Genomic DNA, 17470 nt, shown 5'->3' with positions numbered 1-17470 from the left:
CCGCCTTTTTCAATATTCCGCCGAATGCCAAAACGGTTGCCCGACTGTCGGCGTGCTGGCTTGGGCTTTGGTTCGCGCTTCGACCGGCCCGGCTTCAAATGCCAGCCGTCCGGATTCGACGGCGAGTGCGAAGGCGCGCGCCATGTTGACGGGGTCGCCGCTGCGGGAAACGGCGGTGTTTAACAATACGCCGTCAAAACCCCATTCCATCACTTGTGCCGCTTGGGAAGGCAAACCCAAGCCCGCGTCGATAATCAGCGGCGTGTCGGGCAGGCGTTCGCGCAGGATTTTGAGCGCATAGGCGTGAACCGCCCCCAAACCCGTGCCGATGGGAGCCGCCCACGGCATCAACGCCTGACAGCCCGCATCGAGCAGGCGGCGGCAGGCAATCAGGTCTTCGGTGCAATAAGGCAACACTTTGAAGCCGTCTTTAATCAGGATTTCCGCCGCTTCGACGAGTTGGAACACGTCCGGCTGCAAGGTGTCGTCGTCGCCGATGAGTTCCAATTTTATCCAATCGGTTTCAAACACTTCGCGCGCCATTTGCGCCGTCGTTACCGCTTCCTGCACGCTTTGGCAGCCTGCCGTGTTCGGCAGGACGGGAACGCCGGTTTCTTGAAGCAGCGACCAAAACCCCTGACCGTGCGCCTCGCCGCCGCATCCCGTGCGGCGCAGCGAGACGGTAATCATCGCGGGCCGGGCGGTTCGGACGGATTGTTTGAGGATTTCAGGGGTCGGGTAGGCGGCTGTGCCGAGCAGCAGCCGCGAAGGGAAAGTTTCGCCGTACAGGGTGAGCATGATGGATTCTTTGGTATGGTTGTCGGACGCGATGCCGTCTGAAAGCCGGCGGCGTGCCTTTGGGGTTTCAGACGGCATTCAGCCGCCGACGACGGGGCGGACGATGTCGATTTTGTCGTTTTCGTGTAAAACGGTTTCCGTATACGCGCCTTTGGGGATGAAAACGGTGTTGACCGCCACGGCAAAGGGTTTTTGCGGCGCGGTTTGGGCGATGAGGTCGGCAACGCTTGTGCCGTGAAGTTCGGCGGGTCCGCCGTTTAAGATGATGTTCATGGTTTCTCGATGTCTCTGTATTTATAGCGGATTAACAAAAACCGGTACGGCGTTGCCCCGCCCCGGCTCAAAGGGAACGATTCCCTAAGGTGCCCAAGCACCGGGCGAACCGGTTCCGTACTATTTGTACTGTCTGCGGCTTCGCCGCCTTGTCCTGATTTTTGTTAATCCACTATATCTAGCCGAATTACTTTATTTTTTGATACGCAACCGGCCGGTTGCCGTCATTCCCGCGCAGGCGGGAATCCATTTTTGAAATTCGGAAACTGTTTTTCAAATGATGGTTTCTCAAGTTTTACGGCGGATTCCCGCCTGAGCGGGAATGACGGAATTTGATGATATGCCACATTTAAAGTTAAGCATATTTGCGATAACGGGCTAAGTTTTGCCTACACGGCAATTGAATTTTCTTCTTTCGGTTTTATCCATCCCACAAAGCCTGAAACGCTTTAACCACCGCTTCGGGATTTGCCGCTTCGGTTACGGCGCGGACGGCGGCGAGTGAGGAAACTCCGGTGGCCAGCACGGCTCGGGCGTTGTTCAAATCGATGCCGCCGATGGCGACGACGGGCGTGCCGCGAGCCTGTTCCACATATTCGCGCAATTTGTCCAAGCCTTGCGGGGCGGTGGGCATTTGTTTGGTCGTGGTCTGGAAAATCGCGCCGCTGGCGATGTAGCCGGGGTGTACGGACAGGGCGCGGTCGAGTTCGGCGACGGAGTGCGTACTCAAACCCAAACGCAAACCGGCGGCGGCGATGGCGGCAAGGTCGGCGGTGTCCATGTCTTCCTGCCCGAGATGTACGCCGTATGCGCCCGCTTCGATTGCCTCGCGCCAGTGGTCGTTGATGAAAAGCTGTGTGCGGCTGCCTTGACAGGCGGCGACGCAGCGGGCGATTTCGCGTTTCAATTCGTTGCCGTGCAAGGTTTTACAGCGCAGTTGCACCGTGTCGGCACCTGCTTTGACCATGCGCCCCACCCAATCGGCGGTGGGAACGACGGCGTAGAATTTAAGTAGGGATTTTAGGGGCGGGAAGGTCATAGGGTGTCCTTTCGGGCGGCTTTAATCTTGTCTTCCGATATACGCCAAACCGCTTTCTTCATCACGTTCGGGCGCGTCTTTTCCGTCAAACAGTGCCACTGCCAATCTGACGGCGGCGGCGGTTACGGCGGGGGAAATCATAAAGCCGTGCCGGAAAAGGCCGTTGATTTCGATGAGGCGGCGTTCGCGGCTGTAGCGGATTTCGGGGTTGTGGTGGTTGAGCGTGGGGCGCAGGCCGGCGGCGATTTCGAGGATGTCGGCTTCGCCGAAGGCGGGGTGGACGGCATAGAGCGCGGATAAGAGTTCCAGCCCGGAACGTACGCTGGCGGGGGCTTGGCTTTCGCTTTCGATTTGGGTCGCGCCGATGACGAAGACGTGGTTTTCTTTCGGGGCGATGTAGAGCGGATAGCGCGGGTGCAGCAGGCGCACGGGGCGGTTGAGCGTGATTTCGGGCGTGTAAACCCGCGCCACTTCGCCGCGTATGCCGCGCAAGGTGCTGGTGTGCTCGGGGGATTGGTTCCACGCGGTTTTCGCGCCGTAGCCCCGGCAGTCGATTACCCAGTCGTATTGGGCTTGCAGGTCTTGGGGGGCGCATTCGTGTTCCCAATGGCAAGGGACGTTCAGTTCGTCCAAAGCGTCGGCAAGTGCAGACAATATTTGCCGCCCGTCGAGCTGGCCTTCGGTCGGCAGGTAGATGCCGTCTGAAAAACGTCCGCCGAGTTGCGGTTCGCGTTCGGCGATTTCATCGGCGCGCCAACGGACGATTTCGTCATCCGCTACGCCGCCGCGTTTGAGATGGCGGACGAACTCGCTGGATAATGGCTTGTCCTGCCCGTGCCACACAATCAGGCTGCCGTTTTCCTGCATCATCGTGTGCGTGTTCAGACGGCATCGGATGCCGCGCCAAAGCGGAATGCTCTGCCTGCCCAGCCTGATGACTTCGGGCGTTGCCTCGACCGCTTCCGCCGCAGGCGCGAGCATCGCGGCGGCAACATAGGCGGCGGCGTGTTCGCCTTGGCGGGTGCCCTTGTCGAAAAGTTCAATCTGATAACCTTGTTCTGCAAGCTGCAATGCGGTCAGCCTTCCGGAAAGGCCGCCTCCGAGGACGGCGATACGGGTCATGACGGGTTCCTTTGTAAAGATTGGGTTTTTTTAAAGAAAAGGCGTACCGATACGGTGGCAATGGCAACGGCAGACATTACGGGGGCGGTCAGACCGATGCTGCTTTCCCAACCGGACGAGAGCAGGAAGCGGTAGAGGATGAAGCCTGCCAGCCACAGAACCAGTCCGGCAAAGTCAAAGCCTTCAATCTCCTCACGCCGTTTTAAGACGAAAAAGTCGGCAATCAAAACCGCCGCCATCGGCGCAAATACCGAGCCGATAAGCAGCAGGAAGTTTTCATATTCGGTAACGGGCAGCATGACGGCAAGCACCGTGCCGATCAGGGTAACGCCGACAGCGACGGGTGTTTCCGCAAAACGCGCGGAAATGTTGTTCGCACTCGCGCCGGCGGAATAGGTATCGAGAAACGTTGTGGTAACGGTGGAGAGGACGACTGCCAGAATGCCCGTTATGCCCAAGCCCGCGCCCAACAGGATTTTCGCCACGTCGGTTTCTCCGGTAAACAGAGCCGCCGCCAAACCCAAGGCATACATCCAGCAGCCCGTCAGCGTATAGGCGAGCGTTGCCGTCAGGGTTGCCGCAAACGGGCGGCGTGCTTGGCGCGTGTAGTCGGCGGCCAGCGGCAGCCAGGAAAGCGGCATGACGGCGGACAGTTCGACTGCCGTTCCGAAGGTCATGCCGTCTGAAACGGCGGGCGCGGCGTTTGTGCCGGACGAAGCGAACACTTCGACGCTCAACCACAACACGGCAAGCAGCATCAGCAGCATCGAAACGGTTTTCAGCCCGCCCGTTCTGCGTGCGCCGAAAACCAGCCACAGCACGATCAGTGCGCCGTTTGCCAATGCCCACCAGACAAAGGATTCGCCGTCCCACAACACTTTGCCCAAAGCGGAGCTGACCGTTGCGCCGACGTAAATCATCACCGCCGTCCAGCCGGCCAGTTGCAGCATATTCGCCACGGAAAACAGCACTGAACCGCATTTGCCGAACGACAGGCGCACACTTTCCATCGAGCTGCGTCCGGTCAGTGCGCCGATATACGCTGCCGCAAAAAACAGCGCGCCGCCGACGGCATGACCCAAAAGCAGGGCCGCCAGACCGCGCTGCCAGCCCAAGGGGGCGAGCAGCGTACCCGTGCTGATTTCGGCAATCGATACCGCCGCGCCGAACCAAATCAGCCCGATGGCGGCGGAAGATGAAGGAGAGGAGGCATTGCCCGACATATGACGTCCTTTAAAAAGAAGGAAGGTGGGCGGGGAAGTGCGGAAAAGGGAACGGAAGCCCGAAAGGGCGGGGAGGTTTTGTTTCCTACGCAGGCATTACCCCGACAGGTTCTACGGATTTTGCTTTCGCAATCTCAGCCGCCCGGCGGGCGGCACTCCGACAAGAAGGCTTTAAGTTTACACAAAGCAACGTGCGTTGGCAAAATTCTTACATTTTCGACGGCACGGCGCATTTCCATAACAAATGCCGTATAATCAAGCCCCTGATTTTTTATGCGCCGACACTATGCATCCGACCTATTCCGCCGTACAGGCGCGGCTGCTCGAAGCCAACCGCCTTTGCCCCGAACTGCTCGCCAAAAGCCTGTGCATCATCGGCGCGCACCACGTCGATTATGCCGATATCTACTGCCAGCGCACCGCTTATGAAAGCTGGCATTTGGAAGAGGGCATCGTCAAATCGGGCAGCTTCCAAATCGATCAGGGTGTGGGCGTGCGCGCCGTTTCGGGCGACAAAACCGCCTTTGCCTACGCCGACAGCCTGTGCATCGATTCGATAAACCGTTCCGCCCGCGCCGTCCGCGCGATTGGGGCGGCAGGCGGCAAGGTGTCCGCCAAAATGCCGTCTGAAACGCGCGGCAAGCCGGTTTGTTCCGCATCCGACCCCATTGCCGGCCTCGATTCCGCCGCCAAAGTCGCGCTGTTGAACAAAGTGGAAGCAATCGCCAAAGCCGCCGATCCGCGCATCGTGCAAGTGATGGCCGGTTTGACCTGCGAATACGATATGGTTTACCTCGCCCGTCTGGACGGCAAACACGCCGCCGACATCCGCCCGATGGTGCGCCTGAACGTTACCGTCATCGCCAAACAGGGCGAACGCCGCGAACAGGGCGGCGCGGGCGGCGGAGGACGCTACGACTTGGCTTATTTCGATGAAACCTTGGTGCGGCAGTTTGTCGATGCCGCCGTCAAACAAGCCCTGACCAATCTCGAATCCCGTCCTGCGCCTGCCGGCGAGATGACCGTCGTTTTGGGCAACGGTTGGCCGGGCGTGTTGCTGCACGAAGCGGTCGGACACGGTTTGGAAGGCGATTTCAACCGCAAGGGGACCAGCGTCTTTTCCGGCCGGATCGGCGAACGCGTCGCCGCCAAAGGCGTTACCGTCGTCGATCAGGGCGATATTGCCGGCCGGCGCGGTTCGCTCAACATCGACGACGAAGGCAACGAAACACGCCGCACCGTATTGATTGAAGACGGCATCTTGGTCGGCTATATGCAGGACGAAACCAACGCCCGCCTGACGGGTACGCAATCGACCGGCAACGGCCGCCGCCAAAGCTACGCCTCCGTCCCGATGCCGCGTATGACCAACACCTTTATGGAAAACGGCAGCTACGAGCCGGAAGAAATCATCGCGTCCATCGACAAGGGCATTTACGCCGTCAACTTCGGCGGCGGACAGGTGGACATCACCAGCGGGAAATTTGTCTTCGGCGCGTCCGAAGCGTGGTGGGTGGAAGGCGGCAGGCTGCAATACCCCGTCAAAGGCGCGACCATTATCGGCAACGGCCCCGAAGTGCTGAAACACGTTTCGATGATAGGCAACGATACCGCGCTCGACAGCGGTGTCGGCGTGTGCGGCAAAGAAGGGCAGAGCGTCCCCGTCGGCGTGGGGCAGCCGACCCTGCGTATCGATGCCGGGCTGACCGTCGGCGGCAGCGCAATCTGACGCGGAATCCGGCACGATGCCGTCTGAAAGGTTTTCAGACGGCATCGCCTTATTCTTTTTTCCGATGTTTGATATTCCTAAGCATTCTTTAACATTATCTTACAAGTTCATTAAAATACCGCCTTTCGTTAAGCTGATTTCTGATGAACTGGCCTTATTTAATCGATGCCGTACCCAAATTCGCCGATGCGGCAAAGCTGACGCTGGAATTGTCCGTTTACGGCGTTGTTTTGTCGTTGCTGTTCGGCCTGCCCGTCGCCGTGGTAACGGCATACCGCATCCGCCCCTTCTACGCATTGGCGCGCGCCTATATCGAGCTGTCGCGCAATACGCCCCTGCTGATCCAATTGTTTTTCCTATATTACGGTCTGCCGAAAATGGGCATCAAATGGGACGGTTTCACCTGCGGCGTAATCGCGCTGGTTTTCTTGGGCGCAAGCTATATGGCGGAAGCTGTCCGCGCCGGCATCCTCGCCGTCCCCAAAGGGCAGGTCGGAGCGGGCAAGGCAATCGGTTTGAGCCGCTTTCAAGTGTTCCGCTATGTCGAATTGCCGCAGGTTTGGGCGGTCGCCGTTCCCGCCATCGGCGCAAACATATTGTTTTTAATGAAAGAAACATCCGTCGTCAGCACGGTCGGCATTGCGGAATTGTTATTTGTTACCAAAGACGTCATCGGTATGGACTACAAAACCAATGAAGCCTTGTTCCTGCTGTTTGCCGCTTATTTGATTATCCTGCTGCCTGTTTCTTTGTTGGCGCGGCGGATTGAAAACCGCGTACGGAGTGCGAAATATGGCGTTTGAATGGCTGTTTGAAGGAAAAAATGCGGCACGGTTGGGCGAAGGCCTGCTCTTAACGGCACAAATTTCTTTAATCTCTGTTGCGGCTTCTTGCGTATTGGGCACGCTGTTCGGCTTGGTTTTGCGTTCGCGCAACCGGCTTGTCCGCTTTGTCGGACGGTTTTATCTCGAAACCATCCGAATCGTGCCGATTTTGGTGTGGCTGTTCGGCCTGTATTTCGGCCTATCCGTCTGGACAGGCATCCATATCGGCGGATTTTGGGTCTGCGTCTGGGTATTTTCCCTGTGGGGCGTTGCCGAAATGGGCGACTTGGTGCGCGGCGCACTGGAATCGATTGAAAAACACCAGGTCGAATCGGGTCTTGCGCCCGGCTTGAGCCGGGGGCAGGTATTCCGCTGCATCGAGCTGCCGCAAAGCATCCGCCGCGTATTGCCCGGCGCGGTCAACCTGTTCACGCGCATGATCAAAACCAGCTCGCTCGCCTGGCTTATCGGCGTGATCGAAGTCGTCAAAGTCGGGCAGCAAATTATTGAAAACTCGTTGCTGACGCAGCCCAATGCTTCATTTTGGGTTTACGGCCTGATTTTTATGCTGTATTTCTTCTGTTGCTGGCCGCTATCTCTACTGGCGGCAAAACTTGAACAAAAATGGGAACACTGACATGGCTTTACTGAGCATCCGCAAGCTGCACAAACAATACGGCAGCGTAACCGCCATCCAATCCTTAGACTTGGACTTGGAAAAAGGCGAAGTCATCGTACTGCTGGGCCCGTCCGGCTGCGGCAAATCCACCCTCCTGCGCTGCGTCAACGGTTTGGAGCCGCACCAAGGCGGCAGCATCGTGATGGACGGTGTCGGCGAATTCGGCAAAGACGTTTCCTGGCAAACCGCCCGGCAAAAAGTCGGTATGGTCTTTCAAAGCTACGAACTGTTTGCCCACATGACCGTCATCGAAAACATCCTCTTAGGCCCGGTAAAGGTACAAAACCGCGACCGTGCCGAAGCAGAGGCGCAAGCCGGCAAACTGTTGGAACGCGTCGGACTGCTAGACCGCAAAAACGCCTATCCGCGCGAACTTTCCGGCGGTCAGAAACAGCGCATCGCCATTGTCCGCGCCCTGTGCCTGAATCCGGAAGTCATCCTGCTGGACGAAATCACCGCCGCACTTGACCCCGAAATGGTGCGCGAAGTCTTGGAAGTGGTTTTGGAACTCGCCCGCGAAGGGATGAGTATGCTCATCGTAACCCACGAAATGGGGTTCGCACGCAAAGTTGCCGACCGCATCGTCTTTATGGACAAAGGCGGCATCGTCGAATCGTCCGACCCCGAAACCTTTTTTTCCGCACCAAAAAGCGAACGCGCCCGCCAATTTCTGGCAGGTATGGACTACTGATTTACCGCAAACCGTCCGAACCCTTTTCAGACGGCATTTCATAGGGCAGTGCTTTATGTGTCGTCCTGTGTGTTGAAACATCCCAAGCAAACATTCAAAAAGGAGATTTCCAATGAAATTGAACGCCAAACTCAAAGCCCTTTTGGCTTCCGCCGCCATCGCCGTCGGTCTGACCGCCTGCGGGGGCGGCTCCGGCGATGCCCAATCTTCACAAAGCAGCGGTGCGGCAACCGTTGCCGCCATCAAAGAAAAAGGCGTTATCCGCATCGGCGTATTCGGCGACAAACCCCCGTTCGGCTATGTTGACGCAAACGGCAAAAACCAAGGCTTTGACGTTGAAATCGCCAAAGACCTGGCCAAAGACCTGCTCGGCAGCCCCGACAAAGTCGAATTCGTCCTGACCGAGGCCGCAAACCGCGTCGAATACGTCCGTTCCGGCAAAGTCGACCTCATCCTCGCCAACTTTACCCAAACCCCCGAACGCGCCGAAGCCGTCGATTTCGCCGATCCTTACATGAAAGTGGCGTTGGGCGTGGTTTCCCCCAAAAACAAACCGATTACCGACATGGCGCAATTGAAAGACCAAACCCTGCTGGTCAACAAAGGCACCACCGCCGACGCTTTCTTCACCAAAAGCCATCCCGAAGTCAAGCTGTTGAAATTCGACCAAAACACTGAAACCTTCGACGCGCTGAAAGACGGTCGCGGCGTAGCACTCGCGCACGACAACGCCCTGCTGTGGGCGTGGGCGAAAGAAAACCCGAACTTTGAAGTCGCCATCGGCAATCTCGGTCCTGCCGAATTTATCGCCCCCGCCGTTCAAAAAGGCAACGCCGACCTCCTGAACTGGGTCAACGGCGAAATCGCCGCCATGAAAAAAGACGGCCGTCTGAAAGCCGCCTATGAAAAAACCCTCTTGCCCGTGTATGGCGAGAAAGTCAAACCGGAAGCATTGTTGGCCGAATAAGTTTGTTTGACAAGAAAATCCGTATCCGCATTTGAAGGCGGGTGCGGATTTTTTTTCAGCCGCCGAAAATATTGCAAATTCAAAGGAAAAATCAACTATCTCATCGTTTTATTTATTTTATTATTCTTGCGCGTGCGGAAATCAAGTTCGTCCGGTTTTGCCTGTTTTTGAATTTCGGGAAACTTCCAAATCGTCATTCCAGATAAAACGCTTCAGCCTTATGTTTCCGGATGACCGTTTTCGCGGGATGACGGCGGAGCGTTTCTGTTATTCGGATAAATTCCTACGGTATTGAAACGGCGATAAGGTGTTTTCCTTTATTATATAATTTCAATGCAAAATGATATTTTTTGAACAAGCGTGCCGCAAAGCCGGAAAAAATGTTCAAGCCGCATCGGCGGCAGACGGGACGAAAAATGACGTTTGACGAATGGTTGGGCTTGTCAAAACTGCCTAAAATTGAAGCAAGGATGCTGCTGCAATATGTTTCGGAATATACGCGCGTGCAGTTGTTGACGCGGGGCGGGGAAGAAATGCCGGACGAAATCCGACAGCGGGCGGACAGGCTGGCGCAACGCCGTCTGAACGGCGAGCCGGTTGCCTATATTTTAGGTGTGCGCGAATTTTATGGCAGACGCTTTACAGTCAACCCGAACGTGCTGATTCCGCGCCCCGAAACCGAACACTTGGTCGAAGCCGTATTGGCGCGCCTGCCCGAAAACGGGCGCGTGTGGGATTTGGGGACGGGCAGCGGCGCAGTTGCCGTAACCGTCGCGCTCGAACGCCCCGATGCGTTTGTGCGCGCATCCGACATCAGCACGCCCGCCCTTGAAACGGCGCGGAAAAATGCGGCGGATTTGGGCGCGCGGGTCGAATTTGCACACGGTTCGTGGTTCGACACCGATATGCCGTCTGAAAGGCAATGGGACATCATCGTGTCCAACCCGCCCTATATCGAAAACGGCGATAAACATTTGTCGCAAGGCGATTTGCGGTTTGAGCCGCAAATCGCGCTGACCGACTTTTCAGACGGCCTAAGCTGCATCCGCACCTTGGCGCAAGGCGCGCCCGACCGTTTGGCGGAAGGCGGTTTTTTGTTGTTGGAACACGGTTTCGATCAGGGCGCGGCGGTGCGCGGCGTGTTGGCGGAGAATGGTTTTTCGGGAGTGGAAATCCTGCCGGATTTGGTCGGTTTGGACAGGGTTACGCTGGGGAAGTATATGAAGCATTTGAAATAATTGTTTGCAAAATTGGCGGATTTTCCGTTATTGGGTTATGATGTGTTTTGATATGTAAACATTTATAGGTTTGGAGCGATAAACAATGAATGCAGTCGTAGTTGCCGTAATCGTTATGCTGGTGCTGTCGCTGTCGCGCGTGCACGTGGTATTGAGCCTGACGGTCGGCGCGTTTGTCGGCGGCGCGGTGGCGGGTATGCCGCTGCAAAACATTGCCGATGCGGCGGGACAGGTCAGTCAGGCGGGGATTATCCCCGTGTTCAACAAAGGTTTGGAAGGCGGCGCGAAGATTGCGCTTTCTTATGCGATGCTTGGTGCGTTTGCGATGGCGATTACCCATTCCGGCCTGCCGCAGCAGCTTGCCGGCGCGGTCGTCCGCAAGCTGAACCGGGGCGGTATGCCCGACAGCGTGCGTTCGGGCGAGGGCGCGGTCAAATGGCTGCTGCTTTCCATCATCCTTGTGATGGGCATTATGAGTCAGAACGTCATACCCATCCACATCGCCTTTATCCCGATGATTGTTCCGCCGCTGCTTTTGGTGTTTAACCGCCTGAAAATCGACCGCCGCCTGATTGCGTGCGTCATCACTTTCGGGCTGGTTACGACTTATATGTTCCTGCCTTACGGCTTCGGCGCGATTTTTTTGAACGAAATCCTGTTGGGCAACATCCATTCCGCCGCGCCGCAGCTTGATGTGAAAAACATCAACGTGATGGCGGCAATGGCGATTCCCGCATTGGGAATGCTGGCCGGACTCCTGCTGGCGTTTGTCCACTACCGCAAACCGCGACTGTACCAAAGCAACAATGCCGATACGGCGGGCAACGCCGATGCGGCAAACCGTCCGCAGCCGTCCGCCTACCGCAGCCTGGTTGCCGCCGCCGCCATCGCCGTATGCTTTGCCATACAGTTGATGTATGAAGATTCGCTGGTGTTGGGCGCGATGCTCGGTTTCGCCGTATTTATGATGTTGGGGGTCATTAACCGCGACAAGGCAAACGACGTATTCGGCGAAGGCATCAAGATGATGGCGATGGTCGGCTTCATTATGATTGCCGCGCAGGGTTTTGCCGCCGTGATGAATGCGACCGGGCATATTCAGCCGCTGGTGGAAAGCAGTATGGCGATATTCGGCAACAGCAAAGGTATGGCGGCGTTGGCGATGCTGGTGGTGGGGCTTTTGGTAACGATGGGCATCGGTTCGTCCTTTTCCACTTTGCCGATTATTGCCGCGATTTATGTGCCGCTGTGTACCGGTTTGGGCTTTTCGCCGCTTGCCACCGCCGCCATTGTCGGCACGGCGGGGGCGTTGGGCGATGCCGGTTCGCCCGCGTCCGATTCCACGCTGGGCCCGACGATGGGGCTGAACGCCGACGGGCGGCACGACCATATCCGCGATTCCGTCATCCCGACCTTCATCCACTACAACATCCCGCTTCTGATTGCCGGCTGGATTGCCGCGATGGTGCTGTAAATGGACGCGGTTCAAGAGTTGGAACGCCGTATTGTCGAACTGGAAATCCAAACCGCGCTTCAGGAGGACGTAATCTCCGGTCTGAACGCGATGGTGGCGGAATTGCGGCAGACGTTGGATTTGCAGCAGGCTCAGTTGAGGCTGCTGTATCAAAAAATGCAGGACAGGAATCCCGACGCGCAAGAGCCGTATTCCCTGCGCGACGAGATTCCGCCGCATTATTGATGCGCCGCCGTATCCGGATTTCCTTAAATAAAGGCTGTGTTTGAATATTCCGCCGGTGCAACCCTAAGATGTAACCTTAATCAGTCGGACAAAATGCCTTTTATCCGATGAAACCGGTTCTTGTCCGAACGGCGATGAGCGGCTTCCCCCGCTGCAAACAGATAAAACCAACCGGGTATTCAAACACAGCCAAAAAAAGCCGTCCGAACCCAAAGGGGACAGACGGCCAAACACATTACGGGGAAAACGTCTTACTCAATGAGTCTGCGAAACAGACATTGCTAAAACAACTGCAATTATAAGGTAAGTTTATTTTTTTGCAAAGAAATGTAAATTTTTAAATTTTTAAAACCGTTCCGCCGCATCCGTTCGGATGCCGTCTGAAACGGCGGCAGGGTTTTACCGTGCCGCGCCGCAAACCGGGCATTCGGGGTTGCGCGGCAGGTCGAAATATTGCCAGCCCCCTTCCAAGGCACGGTAAACCGCCAGCCTGCCGTGCGACGGTTCGCCCGCTTCCAGCAGGATTTTCAGAGCCTCCGCCGCCTGTGTGCAGCCGACGATGCCGACCAGCGGCGAGAGCACGCCGAAGAGGGAACAGATGCCGTCTGAAGCCGATCCGCCGTCGAACAGGCAGGCGTAACACGGCGAGTCGGGCAAGTCGGGACGGTATGCGGCAAGCTGTCCTTCAAAACGTACCGCCGCCCCTGAAACCAGCGGTGTTTTCGTTTGCACGCAGGCACGGTTGACCGCCTGCCGCGTGGCGTAGTTGTCGCAGCAGTCTAAAACGATGTCGGCGGTTTGAACCAAACCGGTCAGGCGGCAGCCGTCGAGTTTTTCGTTGACGGCGCGGACATCGACAGTATGGTTGATGCGTTTCAGGCGGCCTGCCAAGGTTTCGGCTTTAGGCTTGCCGACATCGCCCTCGTCAAATGCGACTTGGCGTTGCAGGTTGTGCAGCTCGACCGTGTCGGAATCGGCTATGGTCAGCGTGCCGACGCCCGAGGCGGCGAGATAGGGCAGGGCGGCGGCGCCCAATCCGCCGCAGCCGACGACCAAAATATGCGCGGCGGAAAGCTTCTGCTGCCCTTCGATGCCGATTTCGTCCAAGAGGATGTGGCGGCTGTACCGCAGCAGGAGTGCGTCGTCGTTGTCGTGTTCGGTCGCGGTCATGATGATGTTCGGAAAAAACAGTTGCGGGCGATTGTAACGCCGCCGTCGGGCGGCGTTCAACTTCAGACGGCATTTCGGGACATGAGTGGTTAAAGTGTGAACGGTTTGGCACGGATGCGGCATTTGAGGTACATTTACAGTATTTACGGCAATGAGAGGAAAATCATGCAACTGCATATCCTGAACAATCCGAAGGACGCGGCTTTGGCGGCGGACGCGGAATTTTTGAAACAGTCCCTGTTCAACCTCCTGCACGAAGAAGCCTCGCCGTTGGTTGTCGAAACGGTCAAACTCTTGTCCACTTCCGACGACAGCGCGGCATTGATTGAAAAAGTATTGCCGCAATTGGACGAACGGCAGACCTACGATCTGACGCTTGCCTGCGGGCTGTTCGCCCAGATTCTGAATATCGCCGAAGACGTGCACCACGAACGCCGCCGCCAAATCCACGAAGATGCCGGCCACAACGCAGCAGAAGGCAGCCTGACGGAAACCGTCCGCAGGCTCAAAGCGGGGAAAGCCGACGGCAAATCGGTGCAGCGGCAGTTGGACAATACGTCCGTTACCGCCGTTTTGACCGCGCACCCGACCGAAGTGCAACGCCAAACCGTTTTGAATTTCAACCGCCGCATCCGCGCGCTGCTGCCGCAACGCGAACGCTGCACCAATGCCGACGCGCTGGCACGGCTGCGCCGCGAAATCGACACCGTGCTTCTGGGCTTGTGGCAGACCAGCGAAACGCGCCGCCACAAACTCAGCGTCAACGACGAAATCAACAACGGCGTGTCCATCTTCCCGATGAGCTTTTTTGAAGCCCTGCCCAAACTCTACCGCAAGATGGAACACGACTTTCAGACGGCCTATCCCGATGTCCGCGTTCCGAACATCCTTAAAATCGGCGGCTGGATCGGCGGCGACCGCGACGGCAATCCGTTTGTTTCTGGCGAAACCCTGCGCTTTGCCTTCCGCCGCCACGCCGATGCCGTGTTCCGTTTTTACCGCAGCGAACTCGACAAACTTTACCGCGAACTGCCGCTTTCCATCCGCCGCGTCAAAGTCAACGACGACGTAATGGCACTGGCAGCCCTCTCGCCTGACGAAGAAATCGCCCGCACCGAAGAACCTTACCGCCGCGCCATTGCCTACATTATGGCGCGCGCTATGGGCAAAGCGCGCTCGCTCGGTTTGGGCATGGGCTGCAAATTCGGCTTTCTCGAGCCTTATGCTTCGGCCCAAAAATTTCTCGATGATTTGAAAAAATTGCAACGTTCCCTTATCGACAACGGCAGCCGCCTGCTTGCCGAAGGCCGTTTGGCAGACCTCATCCGTTCCGTGTCCGTGTTCGGCTTCCACATGATGCCGCTCGACCTGCGCCAACACGCAGGCAAACACGCCGATGTGGTTGCCGAGCTTTTCCAACACGCAGGCTTGGAAGACTACAACAGCCTGAACGAAGAGCAAAAACAAGCCGCCTTGTTGCGCGAATTGGGCCACCAACGTCCGCTGTACAGCCCGTTCATCACATACAGCGACCATACCTGCCGCGAATTGGCGATTTTCAACGAAGCGCGCAAAATCAAAGACGAATTTGGCGAAGATGCCGTAACACAAAGCATTATTTCCAACTGCGAACAACCCGGCGACCTGCTCGCCTTGGCATTGCTGCTGAAAGAAAGCGGCCTGTTGGCGGTGGAAAACGGCAAACCGCACAGCCGCATCAACATCGTGCCTCTGTTTGAAACCATCGAAGCGCTCGAAAATGCCTGTCCGGTCATGGAAACCATGTTCCGCCTCGACTGGTATGATGCCCTGCTCGAAAGCCGCGGCAACATCCAAGAAATCATGCTCGGCTATTCCGACTCCAACAAAGACGGCGGCTACGTTACCAGCTCATGGTGTCTGCATCAGGCGGAATTGGGCTTGGTCGAACTCTTCAAAAAATACGATGTCCGTATGCGCTTGTTCCACGGTCGAGGCGGCAGCGTCGGACGCGGCGGCGGCCCGTCTTACCAAGCCATCTTGGCGCAACCCGCAGGCAGCGTTGCCGGACAAATCCGCATTACCGAGCAAGGCGAAGTCATCACCGCCAAATACGCCGACCCCGGCAACGCCCAACGCAACTTGGAAACCTTGGTTGCCGCGACTTTGGAAGCCAGCATCCTGCCGGATAAAAAAGACCCTGATGCCAAACTGATGCAGGCATTGTCGGACGTATCGTTCAAATACTACCGCGAACTGATTACCCACCCCGACTTCATCGACTACTTCCTGCAAACCAGCCCGATTCAGGAAATCGCCACCCTCAACCTCGGCAGCCGTCCCGCCAGCCGCAAAACCCTGGCGCGAATTCAGGATTTACGCGCGATTCCGTGGGTATTCTCCTGGATGCAAAACCGCCTCATGCTGCCGGCTTGGTACGGTTTCGGCAGCGCGGTGGAAACCTTGTGCGAAGGCAGCCCCGAAACCCTCGCCGCCCTGCGCGGACACGCCCAAAACAACCCCTTCTTCCAAGCGATGCTCTCCAATATGGAACAAGTGATGGCGAAAACCGACATCACCTTGGCGGAAAACTACGCCGGTTTGAGCGAATCACCCGAAAAGGCAAAAGTCATCTTCGGCATGATTAAGGAAGAATACCGACGCAGCCGCAAAGCCCTGCTCGACCTGCTGCAAACCGAAGAACTTTTGCGCGACAACCGCAGCCTCGCCCGTTCGCTCGCTTTGAGGATTCCATACCTGAACGCGCTCAACGGTTTGCAAGTCGCCATGCTCAAACGCCTGCGCAAAGAACCCGACAATCCGCACGCCCTGCTGATGGTGCACCTGACCATCAACGGCGTGGCGCAAGGTTTGCGCAATACCGGCTGATAGTGCCGCATCGGGGCAAAATGCCGTCTGAACGCCTTTCAGACGGCATTTACCTGACCGCACTTGCAGAGAAACACCGATTGTTTTAAAGTGAACGGCAGTGATATGTTGAAAGACGACCAATGAAAATTACCGTTATCGGCGCAGGTTCGTGGGGTACGGCGCTCGCCCTGCATTTTTCCCAACACGGCAACCGCGTATCCCTGTGGACGCGCAACGCAGACCAAGTCCGCCAAATGCAGGAAGCGCGTGAAAACAAACGCGGACTGCCCGGCTTTTCCTTTCCCGAAACCTTGGAAGTGTGTGCGGATTTGGCAGAGGCGCTCAAAGACAGCGGACTTGTCCTTATCGTAACCTCCGTTGCCGGATTGAGAAGCAGCGCAGAGCTGCTCAAACAGTACGGCGCGGGACACCTCCCCGTCCTCGCCGCCTGCAAAGGCTTCGAGCAGGATACAGGGCTGCTGACCTTCCAAGTCTTGAAAGAAGTATTGCCCGACAATAAGAAAATCGGCGTACTTTCCGGTCCGAGTTTTGCACAGGAACTCGCCAAACAACTGCCCTGCGCCGTCGTCCTCGCCTCCGAAAACCAAGAGTGGATTGAAGAACTCGTACCGCAGCTCAACACGACCGTCATGAGGCTTTACGGCAGTACCGACGTTATCGGCGTGGCAGTAGGCGGTTCAGTCAAAAACGTCATGGCAATCGCTACCGGACTCTCCGACGGACTCGAATACGGACTCAACGCCCGTGCCGCACTGGTTACGCGCGGACTGGCCGAAATCACCCGCCTTGCCTCCGCAATGGGCGCGCAGCCCAAAACCATGATGGGGCTTGCCGGCATCGGCGATCTCATCTTGACCTGTACCGGTGCACTTTCGCGCAACCGCCGCGTCGGCTTGGGTTTGGCAGAAGGCAAGGAACTGCATCAGGTGCTGGTCGAAATCGGGCACGTTTCCGAAGGGGTCAGCACCATAGAAGAAGTCTTCAATACCGCCTGCAAATACCAAATCGATATGCCGATTACCCAAACCCTGCTGCAACTCATCCGCAAAGAAATGACCCCTCAGCAGGTCGTCGAAAGGCTGATGGAACGCAGCGCGCGTTTCGAATAAACAACAAACAGATGCCGTCTGAACCCCCAGACGGCATA

General features: G+C 57.0%; 16 protein-coding genes and 1 riboswitch. Of the genes, 10 read left to right on the top strand and 6 right to left on the bottom strand.

Going from position 1 to position 17470, the window contains the following annotated elements; translation table 11 throughout:
• Positions 1–9 precede the first annotated feature (9 nt).
• The 5 genes from HT085_RS09380 to cytX all read right to left on the bottom strand — a co-directional run bounded on the left by HT085_RS09380 (position 10) and on the right by cytX (position 4455).
• Entirely contained in the window at positions 10–798 is a 789-nt protein-coding gene (locus tag HT085_RS09380; RefSeq protein ID WP_003692011.1) for a thiazole synthase, read from the bottom strand.
• Between the two features lie 78 nt (positions 799–876).
• On the bottom strand, positions 877–1071 hold the full coding sequence (gene thiS, locus HT085_RS09375) for a sulfur carrier protein ThiS (protein WP_003692010.1): 195 nt from the start codon (positions 1069–1071) through the stop codon (positions 877–879).
• 421 nt (positions 1072–1492) lie between these two features.
• Entirely contained in the window at positions 1493–2110 is a 618-nt protein-coding gene (gene thiE, locus HT085_RS09365) for a thiamine phosphate synthase (RefSeq protein ID WP_003692009.1), read from the bottom strand.
• A 21-nt stretch (positions 2111–2131) separates the two neighbouring features.
• Positions 2132–3232 carry an FAD-dependent oxidoreductase gene (locus tag HT085_RS09360; protein ID WP_003692007.1) on the bottom strand — a complete coding sequence of 367 codons (1101 nt, stop codon included), beginning with the start codon at positions 3230–3232 and terminating at the stop codon, positions 2132–2134.
• The gene (gene cytX, locus HT085_RS09355; RefSeq protein WP_003692005.1) at positions 3229–4455 is read right to left on the bottom strand and encodes a putative hydroxymethylpyrimidine transporter CytX; all 1227 of its coding nucleotides are present in this window, start codon (positions 4453–4455) and stop codon (positions 3229–3231) included. The genes HT085_RS09360 and cytX overlap by 4 nt, the downstream gene beginning before the upstream one ends.
• Positions 4456–4520: 65 nt before the next feature.
• A riboswitch (TPP riboswitch) is annotated at positions 4521–4625 on the bottom strand.
• Positions 4626–4699: 74 nt separating this feature from the next.
• Between cytX and tldD the strand changes: the two genes are divergently transcribed.
• From tldD to HT085_RS09315, 8 genes are all read left to right on the top strand, one after another.
• Positions 4700–6184 carry a metalloprotease TldD gene (gene tldD, locus HT085_RS09350; RefSeq protein WP_003692003.1) on the top strand — a complete coding sequence of 495 codons (1485 nt, stop codon included), beginning with the start codon at positions 4700–4702 and terminating at the stop codon, positions 6182–6184.
• A 143-nt stretch (positions 6185–6327) separates the two neighbouring features.
• Complete coding sequence (locus HT085_RS09345; protein ID WP_003686917.1) at positions 6328–6987, top strand: amino acid ABC transporter permease; 660 nt, start codon at positions 6328–6330, stop codon at positions 6985–6987.
• Complete coding sequence (locus HT085_RS09340; protein WP_003692001.1) at positions 6977–7645, top strand: amino acid ABC transporter permease; 669 nt, start codon at positions 6977–6979, stop codon at positions 7643–7645. Before HT085_RS09345 ends, HT085_RS09340 begins: the two co-directional genes overlap by 11 nt.
• A gap of 1 nt (position 7646) precedes the next feature.
• Positions 7647–8378, top strand: a complete 732-nt coding sequence (locus HT085_RS09335) for an amino acid ABC transporter ATP-binding protein (protein WP_003686921.1) — start codon at positions 7647–7649, stop codon at positions 8376–8378.
• Positions 8379–8490: 112 nt separating this feature from the next.
• Positions 8491–9345: an amino acid ABC transporter substrate-binding protein gene (locus tag HT085_RS09330; protein ID WP_003704691.1), complete on the top strand. Its 855-nt coding sequence runs from the start codon at positions 8491–8493 to the stop codon at positions 9343–9345.
• Positions 9346–9761: 416 nt separating this feature from the next.
• Positions 9762–10583 (top strand): peptide chain release factor N(5)-glutamine methyltransferase, encoded by an 822-nt coding sequence (prmC, locus tag HT085_RS09325; RefSeq protein WP_025455843.1) that lies wholly within the window; start codon positions 9762–9764, stop codon positions 10581–10583.
• 85 nt (positions 10584–10668) lie between these two features.
• A complete protein-coding gene (locus HT085_RS09320; RefSeq protein WP_003686927.1) occupies positions 10669–12057 on the top strand; it encodes a Na+/H+ antiporter family protein in 1389 nt (462 codons plus the stop codon).
• Positions 12058–12282 carry a SlyX family protein gene (locus HT085_RS09315; RefSeq protein ID WP_003686929.1) on the top strand — a complete coding sequence of 75 codons (225 nt, stop codon included), beginning with the start codon at positions 12058–12060 and terminating at the stop codon, positions 12280–12282.
• A gap of 399 nt (positions 12283–12681) precedes the next feature.
• On the opposite strand, the gene HT085_RS09310 is transcribed toward HT085_RS09315, so the two are convergent.
• Positions 12682–13575 carry a HesA/MoeB/ThiF family protein gene (locus HT085_RS09310; RefSeq protein WP_003686936.1) on the bottom strand — a complete coding sequence of 298 codons (894 nt, stop codon included), beginning with the start codon at positions 13573–13575 and terminating at the stop codon, positions 12682–12684.
• Positions 13576–13617: 42 nt separating this feature from the next.
• Here HT085_RS09310 and ppc point away from each other — a divergent pair, with 42 nt between their 5' ends.
• Both ppc and HT085_RS09300 read left to right on the top strand, forming a co-directional pair.
• Positions 13618–16320, top strand: a complete 2703-nt coding sequence (gene ppc / locus HT085_RS09305; RefSeq protein WP_025455842.1) for a phosphoenolpyruvate carboxylase — start codon at positions 13618–13620, stop codon at positions 16318–16320.
• A gap of 122 nt (positions 16321–16442) precedes the next feature.
• Entirely contained in the window at positions 16443–17432 is a 990-nt protein-coding gene (locus HT085_RS09300) for an NAD(P)H-dependent glycerol-3-phosphate dehydrogenase (protein ID WP_003686938.1), read from the top strand.
• Positions 17433–17470 lie beyond the last annotated feature (38 nt).

Origin of the sequence: Neisseria gonorrhoeae, assembly GCF_013030075.1 — a bacterium.
Taxonomy (GTDB): domain Bacteria; phylum Pseudomonadota; class Gammaproteobacteria; order Burkholderiales; family Neisseriaceae; genus Neisseria; species Neisseria gonorrhoeae.
The sequence above is the reverse complement of the archived record's forward strand: the minus strand, read 5'-3'. Positions and strand labels throughout refer to the sequence as shown.

Bases quoted from the DNA above. Each gene is read 5' to 3' on its own strand.
- HT085_RS09380 (WP_003692011.1), bottom strand. From the start codon at position 798: ATGCTCACCCTGTACGGCGAAACTTTCCCTTCGCGGCTGCTGCTCGGC.
- thiS (WP_003692010.1), bottom strand. From the start codon at position 1,071: ATGAACATCATCTTAAACGGCGGACCCGCCGAACTTCACGGCACAAGC.
- thiE (WP_003692009.1), bottom strand. From the start codon at position 2,110: ATGACCTTCCCGCCCCTAAAATCCCTACTTAAATTCTACGCCGTCGTT.
- HT085_RS09360 (WP_003692007.1), bottom strand. From the start codon at position 3,232: ATGACCCGTATCGCCGTCCTCGGAGGCGGCCTTTCCGGAAGGCTGACC.
- cytX (WP_003692005.1), bottom strand. From the start codon at position 4,455: ATGTCGGGCAATGCCTCCTCTCCTTCATCTTCCGCCGCCATCGGGCTG.
- tldD (WP_003692003.1), top strand. From the start codon at position 4,700: ATGCCGTATAATCAAGCCCCTGATTTTTTATGCGCCGACACTATGCAT.
- HT085_RS09345 (WP_003686917.1), top strand. From the start codon at position 6,328: ATGAACTGGCCTTATTTAATCGATGCCGTACCCAAATTCGCCGATGCG.
- HT085_RS09340 (WP_003692001.1), top strand. From the start codon at position 6,977: ATGGCGTTTGAATGGCTGTTTGAAGGAAAAAATGCGGCACGGTTGGGC.
- HT085_RS09335 (WP_003686921.1), top strand. From the start codon at position 7,647: ATGGCTTTACTGAGCATCCGCAAGCTGCACAAACAATACGGCAGCGTA.
- HT085_RS09330 (WP_003704691.1), top strand. From the start codon at position 8,491: ATGAAATTGAACGCCAAACTCAAAGCCCTTTTGGCTTCCGCCGCCATC.
- prmC (WP_025455843.1), top strand. From the start codon at position 9,762: ATGACGTTTGACGAATGGTTGGGCTTGTCAAAACTGCCTAAAATTGAA.
- HT085_RS09320 (WP_003686927.1), top strand. From the start codon at position 10,669: ATGAATGCAGTCGTAGTTGCCGTAATCGTTATGCTGGTGCTGTCGCTG.
- HT085_RS09315 (WP_003686929.1), top strand. From the start codon at position 12,058: ATGGACGCGGTTCAAGAGTTGGAACGCCGTATTGTCGAACTGGAAATC.
- HT085_RS09310 (WP_003686936.1), bottom strand. From the start codon at position 13,575: ATGCCGCATCCGTGCCAAACCGTTCACACTTTAACCACTCATGTCCCG.
- ppc (WP_025455842.1), top strand. From the start codon at position 13,618: ATGCAACTGCATATCCTGAACAATCCGAAGGACGCGGCTTTGGCGGCG.
- HT085_RS09300 (WP_003686938.1), top strand. From the start codon at position 16,443: ATGAAAATTACCGTTATCGGCGCAGGTTCGTGGGGTACGGCGCTCGCC.